The sequence below is a fragment of the Mycobacterium basiliense genome (genome assembly GCF_900292015.1).
Lineage (GTDB): Bacteria > Actinomycetota > Actinomycetes > Mycobacteriales > Mycobacteriaceae > Mycobacterium > Mycobacterium basiliense.
In genome coordinates this window covers 293,264-305,592 of record NZ_LR130759.1, presented here as the reverse complement: position 1 = coordinate 305,592, position 12,329 = coordinate 293,264, and the positions used below count along the sequence as shown (strand labels likewise).

Below are 12,329 nucleotides of genomic sequence, written 5' to 3'. Positions count from 1 at the left end.
TCGAAATCCTTTCGATTAGATGGCCACGATGGGCGCGTAGAGCCCGGTACCGGTGACTAGCGGCAGATCCAGTGTGGTCCTGATGCCCGGCGGGGCCGCAATCACCGCCGGAATGGCATTGACGATGCGGCCCGCGGCGCCGACGATCGCCGCGTGGTTGTGATCGCCCTTGCGGCTGCTCGGAACGATGTCCACGGCGTAGGACGGCTCGCCGGTGATCTCGATCCGATACGAACCGCCGCCCTGTGCCGGTTGCGGCCAGTCGGGCCGCAGGTCGGGACGCAACCGGGTGATGTGTTCGATCACTATCGCCGGGTGGCCGTTGACCAGGCCGCAAATCTCGAACCGCAGCGCCGCCAGCGTGCCCTGCCTAACGCGGCCCACCGCAATGTCGAAGTCATCTGGCGCCGGTGCCCGCTCATACGACTCAGTGATCTCGTCGACCTTGATGCCCAGGCCCGCGGCCAATGCACGGATCGCCGTGCCCCAGGCGATGCCGAGCACGCCCGGCTGCAGCAGCATCGGCACCTCGTCCAGCGGCCTGCCGAACCCCATGTAGTGCATGACCTCGGAGCCGTTGTAGGACGCGTAGTCGGCGATCTCCAGGCAGCGCACCTGCTCGATGCGCTGGCAGGTGCCCGCCAGGGCGAATGGGATCAGGTCGTTGATGAATCCCGGGTCCACACCGTTGATGAATATGCTCGAATTTCCCTGCCGGGCAGCATCTTCCACTCGGGCAATGTACTTGTCGGGCATGACACCCCATGGGTACTGCAGGAGTCCGGGCGAGGATCCGACGACATTGACGCCGGAAGCCAGAATGCGCATGACGTCCGCCATCGCCTCGGGCAACCGAGTGTCACCCATGGCGCAGTACACCACGCATTCGGGCCCGGTGGCCAGCACGGCGTCCAGCTCGCTGAGCGCCGCGATGCCGGTGGTCACGCCAGTTCCGGCGAGATCGCCGGCATCTTTGCCGACCTTCTCGGGAGTGGAGACACACAACCCCGTCAGCTCGAACTGTGGATTGGTGACGAGCTCGGTCAGGGCCAGTCGGCCGACGTTTCCGGTGCCGACGTGAGCGACTCGGATGGCCATGGGTGTCCTCCGCCTGAGTGCAACAGTGCAATTTTTCTAGACAGTAGTCCATAATTTTCTTTCAGGTCAGGGCAGCACGCGATCTTGACGGGAGGCGCGCCGTGGCACAGCGCGAGGATGTCTGGTTTACCTCCGGCGACAGCCGGATCAGCGGGTGGCTCTACCGGCCTGCACCCGGCGGCGACGGCAGCGACGTGCCACTGCTGGTCATGGCGCACGGGCTGGGCGCGGTGCGCACGATGCGACTGGACGCCTACGCGGAACGATTCAGCGCGTCCGGCTATGCCTGCTTGGTGTTCGACTACCGCAACTTCGGCGACAGCGAGGGGCGGCCGCGCCAATTGCTGGACGTGGGCCTGCAGCTCGCGGACTGGGCGGCCGCGGTGGCATATGCACGGAGACTGGACGGCATCGACCCAAACCGAATCGGCCTGTGGGGCACGTCTTTTTCGGGCGGACACGTGATTGCCACGGCGGCCCGGATCCCGGGCATCGCCGCCGTCGTAGCCCAATGCCCGTTTACCGACGGCATCGCCTCCGTTCGGGCGATCGCGCCAAGCACCGCGGCGCGGGTGACCGCACGAGCGCTGCATGACCTTGCCGGCTCCTGGCTGGGCAGGCCTCCGCTGATGATTCCCACCGCCGGCAAGCCCGGCGAGGTCGCGTTGATGACCGCACCAGACGCGTATCTCGGCTACCTGAAGCTGGTGCCACCGGGCGCGCAGCTGCGCAACGAGGTCGCCGCGCGCATTGGGATCAAGGTGATGGCTTACCGGCCGGGGCGCAGCGCCGCCAAGGTCGGCTGCCCAATCCTGTTCTGCGTGTGCGAAACCGACTCGGTGGCCCCGGCCGGCCCAACCCTGCGCTACGCGAGCAAGGCTCCGCACGGCGAAGTCGCGATGTATCCCGAGGGCCACTTCGCCATCTACCTGGGCGCCGCGTTCGAGCGCGTCGTTGCCGATCAAGTCGGCTTTTTCGACAAGCACTTGACAGGTAGTGCGGGCTGAATTGATCAATCGCCGGACGTCCCGCTGGGACCGCTCTACTCTCATAAATACCTAATACCCGCGGTCCCAGGTCGGTGCAGGTTTGACCGTAAGCGGCCCCGGTTTATGAAGGACGGGGAGATGTCCTACGTAGTTACTTTCCCTGACATGCTGGCGACGGCCGCCACGGAGGTGGACGGGATCGCATCGGCGATCAACGCCGCCAATGCGACCGCGGCAGGCCCTACTACCGGCCTACTGGCTGCGGCCGAGGACGAGGTGTCGGCGGCGATCGCGAAGCTGTTCGGCGCTTTCGGCCAGGACTACCAGGCGGCTGTCAGGCAAGCCGCCGCATTCCACAACGAGTTCACCAAGGCGCTGGCCGCTGCGGCCGGTGCCTACGCGCAGGCCGAGGCCGCAAATGCGGCCTTCGTATCCGGCGTATCCCACGCGCTGGGCAGCGCCACTTCGCCGTTTCAGTCGTTATTGACGCCGACCGGAACCGCTGGATCCGCCGCCCTGTCGGTTACCCCTGCCGCGGCGGCGACCCAAATCGCGCTGATCATGGGCGGCACCGGCAACCCCGATCCCGACCCGCTCTACCTCGACCTGATCAACAACAACTACATTCAGCAGCTCTTTCCCGGGGCAATCCCGACGGCCATGCCCACACCGGAGCAGTTCTGGCCGGTCACCCCCCAACTGGGCAATCTGACTTTCAACCAGTCCGTCACGCAGGGCGTGACGGCGCTCCATAACGCCATCAACACCCAGCTGGCCGCCGGGAACCAGGTCATCGCCTTGGGCTACTCGCAGAGCGCCACCATCGTCAACAACGAAATCAACGCGCTGATCGCCGCGGGTTCACCCAATGCGGGCGACATTTCGTTTGTCACGATCGGCAACCCCAACACGCCCGAGGGCGGACTGCTCTCCCGCTTCCCCGGCTTCTACATCCCGTTCCTCGACGTGCCGTTTAATGGCGCCACGCCGCCGGACGCGCCATACGCGCACACGATCTACACCGCCCAGTACGACGGCATCGCCAACGCCCCGCGATACCCGCTGCACATCCTGTCGGACATCAACGCCATCATGGGGTACTTCTACGTGCACAACACGTATCCCACCCTTACCCCCGATCAAATCGCGAACGCGGTACCGCTGCCGACCTCGCCCGGCTACACCGGCAACACCCAGTACTACATGCTGCTGACCCAGGACCTGCCGCTGGTCCAGCCGATCCGCGACATCCCCTACGCAGGTCCACCGCTCGCCGACCTGATCCAGCCGCAGCTGCGCGTGCTGGTGGACCTGGGCTACGCCGACTACGGACCCGGCCTGAACTACGCGGATATTCCCACTCCTGCCGGGTTCTTCTCGATCCCCAACCCGTTCGCTGTCAGCTACTACCTGGCCTTGGGGAGCCTGCAGGCCCCCTACGGCGCCGCGGTGGAAATCGGGGTGGAGGCCGGATTGTGGGGCCCCGAATGGTTCCCGGATGTCTATCCGTGGGTCCCCTCCGTCAATCCCGGACTCAATCTCTACCTCGGTCAGCCGAGTGTGACGTTGCTGTCGTTGTTGAGTGGCGGTCTGGGGGACATACTTCATTTGATCCCGCCCCCAGTCTTCCCGTGAGTCCTTTCCCGTCGTGAGCCGCGGGCGGCCCGGGTCAACAGGACGGCGAAACCTTGTGGCTGATCACAACCCCCGACGTGTTGGCGACGGCGGTCACCAACGTGACCGAAACCGGGCCACCGACCTGTGGATTTGCGTATTGGACCTTAGGTAACGGCGCCGGGGCGTGGCCGAAATTCAGGGCCCCAGGGGAGATTGCTCACGAATCGTCTCGTCCCGGATGAGCCCACGCAGCAACGCGGTGCTGAACTCCGCCGCGATTTCCGTGGCCGTGCGCCGCCCGTGCGGGCGCAACCAGCGGTAGCTTCCCAGCGTCATCCCGATGTAGCCGAGGGCCACCACGTGCGAGTCGCACTCATAGAACTCGCCGCTGGCAATGCCGCGGTCGATGAGGCCGTGCACATGCTCGTAGACCTGGGCTTCCTTTTCGCGGACCTCGGCGACCTGTTCGGCGGTGAACCACTCGGTGATATATGGCTGCTCCTGGAAATACACGGCGGCCCGCTCGGGATTGCCGGCGATCCCGGTGAGCAGCCGCACGGTGTACTGATAGAGCGCTTCGCGTGCCGTCCACGACGGCTCGGCATGCAGGGCGCCCAGGGTTCCTTCGGCGGCCTGGCGGTAGATGTCGAACAGGATCAACGACTTGCTGGCGTAGTAGTGGTAGACGGTCGCCTTGTTCAGCCCAATCACATCGGCAACGTCATCCATCCGAGTGCCGTGATAGCCCCGGGCCGCGAACAGCTTGGTAGCCACGGCCAGCAACTCCTCACGGCGCGTGAGTCCGTTCTCGGATGGCATCTGTACTCGCTATCGTCACTGAGGCAGGGGTAGGCGGCCCCGGCCAACGCTAATTATCAATCAACTGGTTGGCCAGTTTAGGCAAGGCCGCCAGCGCCTGTCGCACCGGCGCGGATCCAGCTAGACTGCCTAACGGAACAGTCGCGAGTCGAGAGGTGGAGTAATGGATCCGAGTCCTGACTACGACGGAAGCGACGAAATCGAGTTCTTCTTCCGGTATCTCACGTGGGGTCTGCGCGGGGTCGAAGACGGCAACGGCTACCCGCCGCCCGCCTACCCGCCGGTCTGAGCCGCCGGCTACAAAGCCTTCAGTTCCTCGGCGACCTCGGTCACCGATTTCTTCGCATCCCCGAACAGCATTGTTGTCCCCTCGCCGTAGAACAGCGGGTTGTCGATACCAGCGAACCCGGAATTCATCGACCGCTTGAGCACAATCACCGACTTGGCCTTATCGACGTTGAGGATCGGCATGCCGTAAATCGGACTGGAGGAATCGTTGCGCGCCGCCGGGTTGGTGACATCGTTGGCGCCGATGACGATCGCAACGTCAGTGCGGGCGAACTCGTCGTTGATGTCGTCCATGTCCTTCATCGCGTCGTAGTCGACCTCGGCCTCGGCCAGCAGCACGTTCATGTGGCCGGGCATCCGGCCGGCGACCGGGTGAATGGCGTACTTGACCGCCACACCCTTGTCCTCCAGCAGCGACGCCATGTCCTTGACCGCGTGCTGGGCTTGCGCGACGGCCAGGCCGTAACCGGGCACCACGATCACCTGATTGGCGTAGGCCATCTGGATCGCGGCATCGGCGGCCGACGTGGCCTTGACGTGCTTGTCGCCGCCGCCATCGCCGCTGGGGGCCACCCCGCCGCCGCCGAAGCCACCCGCGACGATCGCCGGTATGGACCGGTTCATCGCCTTGGCCATCAGGTTGGTCAGGATCGAACCCGACGCGCCGACGATCATGCCAGCGACGATCATGGCGGTGTTGTTCAACGCCAGACCCGCGGCCGCGGCCGACAGGCCGGTCATGGCGTTCAGCAGCGAAATAACGACCGGCATGTCGGCGCCACCGATCGGCAGCACCACCATCAGGCCGAGCACTCCCGCCGCGGCGAGCAGGCCGATCATCCACCACAGCGACACCCCGCCGGAGCCGGGGTGCGCGTCTAGGCCGATGACCACCGCGGCGGCCACGGCCCCCGCTAGCAGCAGCAGGTTGATCGGCTGTTGAGCCTTGCCGAAGCCGATCGGCGATCCGGAGATGATCTCCTGCAGTTTGCCGAACGCAATGATCGAACCCCAGAACGAGATCGATCCAATGATCGCGGCGAACAAGGACGCCACCACGATGTGGACGGTCGGTGACTCACCATGCTGAAACGCGGAAAAGCCGCTGGTCTCGATGAACTCCGAAAGGGCGATCAGCGCCACCGTCCCGCCGCCGACGCCGTTGAAGAACGCCACCAGTTGGGGCATGGCGGTCATCTTGGTCAACCGCGCCGGCGGCACGCCGAGTACCACACCCACCACCAGGCCGGCGATGATGAGTGCCCATTGGCTGGTATGTCTGATCATGACCAGGGTGGCCGCCACGGCGATGGTCATACCCACCGCGGCGATCAGGTTGCCGCGCACCGCGGTCTTGGGCCCGGTCAAGCCCATCAAGCCGTAGATGAAGAGGGAGAACGCGAGGATATAAAGACCGATCACCAGGTAGTTCATTTGGCCGCCGGCTCCTCCGTCTGGTCGGCTTGGGCGGGCGCCAATTCCCGAGCCTTTTTCTTGCCCTTGAACATGCCCAACATCCGGTCGGTGACGATAAACCCGCCGATGACGTTCAGAGTGCCGAACACTACCGCGACGAACAGGATGATTTGGATGGCCAGCGAGGGATGCTCCACCGTGCCGAACACCACCAGCGCGCCGAGCACCACGATGCCGTGAATGGCGTTGGTGCCCGACATCAGCGGGGTGTGCAGCGTGTTGGGCACCTTGGAAATCACCGCGAACCCGACGAATCCGGACAGCACCAGGATCGCCAGATTGGCCAAAAGTTCGTCGTACATCAGGAATCCTCCCCGCGAGTCACACACGATTCCGCGATGACTTCATCGTCAAAGTCGGGGGCCAGCGCGCCGTCCTTGATCAACAGGTCCAGCAGCGCGGTGATGTTCTTGCTATAGAGCTCGCTGGCGTGCTCGGGCATGGTCGCGGGCAGGTTCAGCGGCGAGGCGATGGTGACATCATGCTTGACCACCGTCCGGCCGGGTTCGGTGAGTTCGCAGTTTCCGCCGGTTTCTCCCGCCAGGTCCACCACCACGCTGCCGGGCTTCATCGCCTCGACCGCGGTGGCGGTCACCAGCTTGGGGGCGGGGCGGCCCGGCACCAGCGCGGTGGTGATCACGACGTCGAAACCGCTGATCGCCTTTTCCAGCGCCTTCTGCTGCTGCGCGCGTTCCTCGTCGGTGAGCTCCCGGGCATAGCCACCCTCGCCGGCAGCCGAGATTCCCACATCCAGCCACTGCGCGCCCACCGAGCGCACCTGATCGGCGACCTCGGGCCGTACGTCATAACCGGTGGTGCGGGCCCCCAGGCGCTTGGCCGTGGCCAATGCCTGCAACCCGGCCACACCGACGCCGAGCACCAATACGGTGGCCGGCTTCACCGTGCCCGCCGCGGTGGTCAACATCGGGAAGAACCGGGTCGACTCCGACGCCGCCAGCAGCACTGCCTTGTAACCCGACACGTTGGCCTGCGACGACAACGCGTCCATCACTTGAGCGCGGGAGATGCGCGGGATCGCCTCAAGCGCGAACGCCTGTACACCCGCTTGCTTGAGCGCACCGATCGCGTTGTCGGCATTGCGCGGTGCGAGGAAGCCGATCAGCGTCTGCCCGCTACGCAACCGGCTGACCTCGTCTTTGGTCGGCGGCGCTACTTTGACCACGATGTCAGCAGCCCACGCATCACCGATGGTGGCACCGGCATCGGTGTAGAGATCGTCGGGAAGCAGCGCCTGCTCACCTGCGCCGGCCTCGACCACGACAGCCACACCACTGTTCACCAGCGAGGCGACCGCCTTGGGTACCAGCGCAACGCGCCGCTCGTCGGGCGTGGACTCAGCCACCACCCCGACCACCGTGGGGCGGGTCTGCGGATCTGTCATGGCGCGAACATCTACTTTCCTCACGTAATCTCGATAGATTGCCCGGTCGGCTAGCGCCGACGTGCTCAGACACCCTATCCCGCTCGTCCGGTCTTACCGCAGGCCGCTACCCGGCCCGCGGTGTCGCCGCGCCAACCCGCGGCTACCACAGCGGCGGCTCCTGCCCGTGCTCCGATGCGGGTCGTGGCCCGAAGTACCGGCGTTCGGACGCGGCGATGGCGACGTCGTTGATGCTGGCTTCGCGACGTGCCATTAATCCCGATGCGGTGAATTCCCATAGTTCATTGCCGTAGCTGCGATACCACTGCCCGGCGCGGTCGCGAGATTCGTATTGAAAGCGCACCGCGATGCGGTTGCCGTGGAAGCTCCACAAACTCTTACGCAGTGAGTAGTCCAGCTCGCGCTGCCATTTGCGGGTGAGAAAGGCCACGATCTGCTCTCGGCCGACGATGTGCTCGTCGCGATTTCGCCAGTGCGAATCGATCGTGTAGGCGCCACTGACCCGCACGGGGTCACAGGTGTTCCAGGCGTCCTCGGCGGCTTGAACCTTCTGCAGGGCAGATTCGAGAGTGAACGGCGGCAGCGGGGGCCCGGCAGGCGAATTGTCGGTCATGACGTCTATCGTGCGCGCTGAGGATCGCGACAGACCGCTACGTCAGGTCCCGCGCCATCGCACCGGAGCGAACCCGCCGGCGTTTCTGCACGCTGTTTCGGCATCGCGACCGACCACCTGAAACCGCGCAGCGCAGTGCGTGTCCTATCGTGGCGGAATGGACTTCGCGATGTCGGCCAAGGCCATCGATTACCACCAACGGCTGTCCGACTTCATGACGGAGTACGTCTTTGCGGCCGAGGCCGAATACGACAAGTACCGCGATGACGCCGGCCCGAACGATCACACCGTGCCCCCGATAGTCGAGGAACTCAAGATAAAGGCCAAAGAACGCGGCCTGTGGAACCTGTTCCTTCCGGCGGAATCGGGACTGACCAACGTGGAATATGCCCCGCTGGCCGAGCTGACCGGGTGGAGCCTCGAGATCGCGCCCGAGGCACTCAACTGTGCGGCGCCGGACACCGGCAACATGGAGATCTTGCACATGTTCGGCACCGACGAGCAGCGCACCCGGTGGCTACACCCGTTGCTAAACGGTGAGATTCGCAGCGCCTTCTCCATGACCGAGCCCGCGGTGGCCAGCAGCGACGCGCGCAATATCGAAACCACAATTGCCCGCGACGGCAGCGACTACATCATCAACGGCCACAAGTGGTGGACGTCGGGCGCGGCGGACCCACGCTGCAAGATCCTGATTGTGATGGGCCGCACCAACCCCAATGCGGCCGCTCACCAACAGCAGTCGATGATCCTGGTGCCGATGGACACGCCCGGTGTGACGATCGTGCGCTCCACCCCGGTGTTCGGCTGGCAGGACCAGCACGGTCACTGTGAGGTGCGCTACGACAACGTCCGGGTGCCGGCGACCAACCTGCTGGGCGAGGAGGGCAGCGGATTCGCGATTGCCCAAGCCCGGCTGGGGCCGGGCCGCATCCACCACTGCATGCGTGCGCTCGGCGGCGCCGAACGCGCGCTCGCCCACATGGTGGACCGGGTCCGCCACCGGGTGGCGTTCGGCCGTCCGCTGGCCGAACAGGGCGTTGTACAGCAAGCGATTGCCACGTCGCGCAACGAAATCGACCAGGCCAGGTTGTTGTGCGAGAAGGCGGCCTGGACGATCGATCGGCACGGCAACAAAGAAGCCCGCCACCTGGTCGCGATGATCAAGGCGGTGGCACCGCAGGTGGCCTGCAATGTTATCGATCGTGCCATCCAGGTGCACGGCGCCGCCGGGGTCAGCAACGACACACCGCTGGCCCGGCTCTACGGCTGGCATCGCGCCATGCGCATCTTTGATGGCCCCGACGAGGTGCACATGCGATCCATCGCACGCGCCGAACTCGGCCGGGAGAAGTCCGCGTTCGCCGCCGCGGTCACCCCAGATGGCTGAGCCGGCTCCGGCGTTGCCGGGGGCATGGAATTTCCGGGACGTCGCCGAGGGCAGCGCCGCACTGCGCCCCGGCCGGTTGTTCCGGTCCAGCGAGCTGAGTCGCCTCGACGAGGACGGCCGCGCCGCCTTGCTTCGGCTAGGCATCACCGACGTCGCCGATCTGCGCTCCGCCCGAGAAGTCGCCCGCCGCGGTCCGGGCCGGGTGCCCGCCGGCGTGGATATCCACCTGTTGCCGTTCCCCGACCTCGCCGACACCGATACCGACGCCGACGACTCGGCACCACATGAGACGGCATTCCGGAGGCTGTTCACCAACGGTGAGACCGGTGAGTCCGCCGAGTCGATCGATAGCGCCGCCGCCCGGTATATGACCGATGAATACCGCCAATTCCCAACCCGCAACGGGGCACAGCGCGCGGTGCATCGGGTATTCACGCTGCTAGCCACGGGACGTCCGGTGCTGACGCACTGCTTCGCGGGCAAAGATCGCACCGGATTTGTGGTCGCGACGGTTTTGGAAGCCGTAGGTCTGGCCCGCGACGACATCGTCGCCGATTACCTGCGCAGCAATGACGCGGTGCCGCAGTTGCGTAATCGGATTTCGGAAATGATCCAGCAGCGTTCCGACACCGAGGTCACACCCGAGGTCATGATGTTTACCAAGGCACGGCTTTCCGACGGTGTACTCGGCGTTCGTCCGGAGTATCTGGCCGCGGCGTGGCAAACGATCGATGAGGCCTACGGCTCACTAAGCGGCTATCTGCGCGACGCCGGAATTACCGAGTCCGACGTGCGTCAATTGCGCAGCGCCTTGCTGGGCTGAACCGATCTCCTGTTCATTTGGTGTGGGGCCTTACAAAGCTCTTTAAAGGCCGGACATCACAGCCGAATCGCCCTACTCTCAACAGATACCGGCTTGATGGGTGGCAAGCGGGGCCCGTCGCCAGGAGGGATAGGCGTTGTCGTACGTATTCGCGCAGCCGGCGGCAATAGCGACAGCCGCCGCCGAACTGACCGGCATTGGCTCGACGATCAGCGAGGCGACCGCGGCCGCAGCGGGCCCAACGACCGAGATCCTGACCGCCGCCGCCGATGAGGTGTCCACCGCGATCGCCAAGCTGTTCAACGCGTTCGGGCAGGAATGCCAGCTGATCAGCGCGCAACTCGGGACACTTCACAGCGAGTTCACCCAACGGCTGGCAGCGGCCGCGAACTACTTCATCGCGGCCGAAGACATCAACACCGCCACCCTGGCTCAGGTCGCGACGGCCGGGCTCTATGCGCCGAGCACGCCCCCGGGTTTGCCGGCGGTGTTCAACGAATACACCGCGATTGTCATGGGCGGCACTGGAATGCCGATCCCCTCGGCGAGTTACCTGGCGGCCATCGACACGCTGTTCGTCCAGCACATTCAACCGGGCGCCATCGCCAGCGCCCTATTCACCCCCGAAGAGCTCTACCCGATCACCGGCGTCAAGAGTCTGCCGTTCCAAACCTCGGTTCAAGAGGGCCTACAGATCCTTGATACCGCGATCTGGCAGCAGATCAACGCCGGAAACCACGTCACAGTTTTCGGCTATTCCCAAAGCGCGGTCATGGCGTCTTTGGAAATGCAGCACTTCATCTCGCTGGGCCCGAATGCCCCGCATCCCGACCAAATCAATTTCATACTGACCGGCAACGAGATGAACCCCAATGGCGGCATTCTCGCGCGCATACCCGGTCTGAATATCGCGTCGGTGGGTCTGCCGTTCTATGGGGCGACGCCAGACAACCCCTACTACACGACGACCTACACGATCGAATACGACGGTTTCGCCGACTTTCCGCGATACCCGCTCAACGTTTTATCCGACGTCAATGCAGTTTTCGGGATTCTCACGCTGCACCGGATGTATCCAGACCTCACGCCCGCCCAGATCGCTGCTGCCACGCAGTTGACCACGGAGGGCCCCACGACGAATACGTATTACATGATCCGCACGGAGAATCTGCCGCTGCTGGACCCGGTACGAGCAATACCGGTCGTCGGGCAACCCTTGGCGGCACTAATCCAGCCAGATTTGAAGGTCCTGGTCAATCTGGGCTACGGCGATCCGAACTACGGCTATTCCACCAGCCCCGCCAACGTGCCCACCCCGTTCGGACTCTTCCCAGACGTGCCCTTTCCGGTGATCGCCGATGCGCTGGTCGCCGGCGCACATCAAGGCATGAACGACTTCTCGGCAACCTTGCCAACCGCGTTGAGCACCCTGCCGACGATTTCGGCGCCGGAGTTCTCACCGTATTTGCAGTCGATCGTGCCACCACCGCCACCCCCGGTGCCCGCGACACCGGTCAATATCGCCAACACGATCGCATCGGTCGTCTCGACCGGCTATTCGGTTCTGCTGCCGACCGCGGATCTGGGTTTGGCGTTCATCACCACCCTGCCGGCCTACAACCTGACGCTATTCGTGAGCCAGCTCGCGCAGGGCAACCTCGTCAGCGCGATCGAGCTTCCACTTGCGGCCACTTTCGGATTGGGTGCGCTGGCCGGCATGATCGAATTCATTGCGATCGCCGAGGCGGCGATAGAGATCTCGCAAGATTTGCAAAGCCTCACCTTCTAGCGGTTCGCCACTTCCGTCGGAAGCG

General features: G+C 64.7%; 12 protein-coding genes. 6 read left to right on the top strand and 6 right to left on the bottom strand.

Features of this window, described 5'->3' with window-relative positions; translation table 11 throughout:
• Positions 1 to 15 precede the first annotated feature (15 nt).
• Positions 16 to 1,098 carry an NAD(P)H-dependent amine dehydrogenase family protein gene (locus tag MB901379_RS01435; RefSeq protein ID WP_158014984.1) on the bottom strand — a complete coding sequence of 361 codons (1,083 nt, stop codon included), beginning with the start codon at positions 1,096 to 1,098 and terminating at the stop codon, positions 16 to 18.
• Between the two features lie 101 nt (positions 1,099 to 1,199).
• Here MB901379_RS01435 and MB901379_RS01430 point away from each other — a divergent pair, with 101 nt between their 5' ends.
• Both MB901379_RS01430 and MB901379_RS01425 read left to right on the top strand, forming a co-directional pair.
• Positions 1,200 to 2,105: an alpha/beta hydrolase gene (locus MB901379_RS01430; protein WP_158014983.1), complete on the top strand. Its 906-nt coding sequence runs from the start codon at positions 1,200 to 1,202 to the stop codon at positions 2,103 to 2,105.
• A 120-nt stretch (positions 2,106 to 2,225) separates the two neighbouring features.
• On the top strand, positions 2,226 to 3,722 hold the full coding sequence (locus tag MB901379_RS01425; protein WP_158014982.1) for a PE family protein: 1,497 nt from the start codon (positions 2,226 to 2,228) through the stop codon (positions 3,720 to 3,722).
• A gap of 177 nt (positions 3,723 to 3,899) precedes the next feature.
• Here the strand turns inward: MB901379_RS01425 and MB901379_RS01420 are convergent, their stop codons facing one another.
• Positions 3,900 to 4,523 carry a TetR/AcrR family transcriptional regulator gene (locus MB901379_RS01420; RefSeq protein ID WP_158014981.1) on the bottom strand — a complete coding sequence of 208 codons (624 nt, stop codon included), beginning with the start codon at positions 4,521 to 4,523 and terminating at the stop codon, positions 3,900 to 3,902.
• 163 nt (positions 4,524 to 4,686) lie between these two features.
• Here MB901379_RS01420 and MB901379_RS01415 point away from each other — a divergent pair, with 163 nt between their 5' ends.
• Positions 4,687 to 4,812: a hypothetical protein gene (locus tag MB901379_RS01415; RefSeq protein WP_158014980.1), complete on the top strand. Its 126-nt coding sequence runs from the start codon at positions 4,687 to 4,689 to the stop codon at positions 4,810 to 4,812.
• Between the two features lie 8 nt (positions 4,813 to 4,820).
• On the opposite strand, the gene MB901379_RS01410 is transcribed toward MB901379_RS01415, so the two are convergent.
• The 4 genes from MB901379_RS01410 to MB901379_RS01395 form a co-directional block, all read right to left on the bottom strand.
• A complete protein-coding gene (locus MB901379_RS01410; RefSeq protein ID WP_158014979.1) occupies positions 4,821 to 6,245 on the bottom strand; it encodes an NAD(P)(+) transhydrogenase (Re/Si-specific) subunit beta in 1,425 nt (474 codons plus the stop codon).
• Positions 6,242 to 6,589, bottom strand: coding sequence for an NAD(P) transhydrogenase subunit alpha (locus MB901379_RS01405; protein WP_158014978.1), 348 nt, complete (start codon positions 6,587 to 6,589; stop codon positions 6,242 to 6,244). Before MB901379_RS01405 ends, MB901379_RS01410 begins: the two co-directional genes overlap by 4 nt.
• Positions 6,589 to 7,689: a Re/Si-specific NAD(P)(+) transhydrogenase subunit alpha gene (locus MB901379_RS01400; RefSeq protein WP_158014977.1), complete on the bottom strand. Its 1,101-nt coding sequence runs from the start codon at positions 7,687 to 7,689 to the stop codon at positions 6,589 to 6,591. Before MB901379_RS01400 ends, MB901379_RS01405 begins: the two co-directional genes overlap by 1 nt.
• Before the next feature lie 142 nt (positions 7,690 to 7,831).
• Positions 7,832 to 8,302, bottom strand: coding sequence for a nuclear transport factor 2 family protein (locus tag MB901379_RS01395; protein ID WP_158014976.1), 471 nt, complete (start codon positions 8,300 to 8,302; stop codon positions 7,832 to 7,834).
• A gap of 169 nt (positions 8,303 to 8,471) precedes the next feature.
• Here MB901379_RS01395 and MB901379_RS01390 point away from each other — a divergent pair, with 169 nt between their 5' ends.
• The 3 genes from MB901379_RS01390 to MB901379_RS01380 all read left to right on the top strand — a co-directional run bounded on the left by MB901379_RS01390 (position 8,472) and on the right by MB901379_RS01380 (position 12,304).
• On the top strand, positions 8,472 to 9,692 hold the full coding sequence (locus MB901379_RS01390) for an acyl-CoA dehydrogenase family protein (RefSeq protein ID WP_158018869.1): 1,221 nt from the start codon (positions 8,472 to 8,474) through the stop codon (positions 9,690 to 9,692).
• The gene (locus tag MB901379_RS01385; RefSeq protein WP_158014975.1) at positions 9,685 to 10,515 is read left to right on the top strand and encodes a tyrosine-protein phosphatase; all 831 of its coding nucleotides are present in this window, start codon (positions 9,685 to 9,687) and stop codon (positions 10,513 to 10,515) included. Before MB901379_RS01390 ends, MB901379_RS01385 begins: the two co-directional genes overlap by 8 nt.
• A 136-nt stretch (positions 10,516 to 10,651) precedes the next feature.
• The gene (locus MB901379_RS01380; RefSeq protein WP_158014974.1) at positions 10,652 to 12,304 is read left to right on the top strand and encodes a PE family protein; all 1,653 of its coding nucleotides are present in this window, start codon (positions 10,652 to 10,654) and stop codon (positions 12,302 to 12,304) included.
• Positions 12,305 to 12,329 lie beyond the last annotated feature (25 nt).

Coding starts and splice junctions, on each gene's coding strand:
- MB901379_RS01435 (WP_158014984.1), bottom strand. CDS start 1,098: ATGGCCATCCGAGTCGCTCACGTCGGCACCGGAAACGTCGGCCGACTG.
- MB901379_RS01425 (WP_158014982.1), top strand. CDS start 2,226: ATGTCCTACGTAGTTACTTTCCCTGACATGCTGGCGACGGCCGCCACG.
- MB901379_RS01420 (WP_158014981.1), bottom strand. CDS start 4,523: ATGCCATCCGAGAACGGACTCACGCGCCGTGAGGAGTTGCTGGCCGTG.
- MB901379_RS01415 (WP_158014980.1), top strand. CDS start 4,687: ATGGATCCGAGTCCTGACTACGACGGAAGCGACGAAATCGAGTTCTTC.
- MB901379_RS01410 (WP_158014979.1), bottom strand. CDS start 6,245: ATGAACTACCTGGTGATCGGTCTTTATATCCTCGCGTTCTCCCTCTTC.
- MB901379_RS01405 (WP_158014978.1), bottom strand. CDS start 6,589: ATGTACGACGAACTTTTGGCCAATCTGGCGATCCTGGTGCTGTCCGGA.
- MB901379_RS01400 (WP_158014977.1), bottom strand. CDS start 7,689: ATGACAGATCCGCAGACCCGCCCCACGGTGGTCGGGGTGGTGGCTGAG.
- MB901379_RS01395 (WP_158014976.1), bottom strand. CDS start 8,302: ATGACCGACAATTCGCCTGCCGGGCCCCCGCTGCCGCCGTTCACTCTC.
- MB901379_RS01390 (WP_158018869.1), top strand. CDS start 8,472: ATGTCGGCCAAGGCCATCGATTACCACCAACGGCTGTCCGACTTCATG.
- MB901379_RS01385 (WP_158014975.1), top strand. CDS start 9,685: ATGGCTGAGCCGGCTCCGGCGTTGCCGGGGGCATGGAATTTCCGGGAC.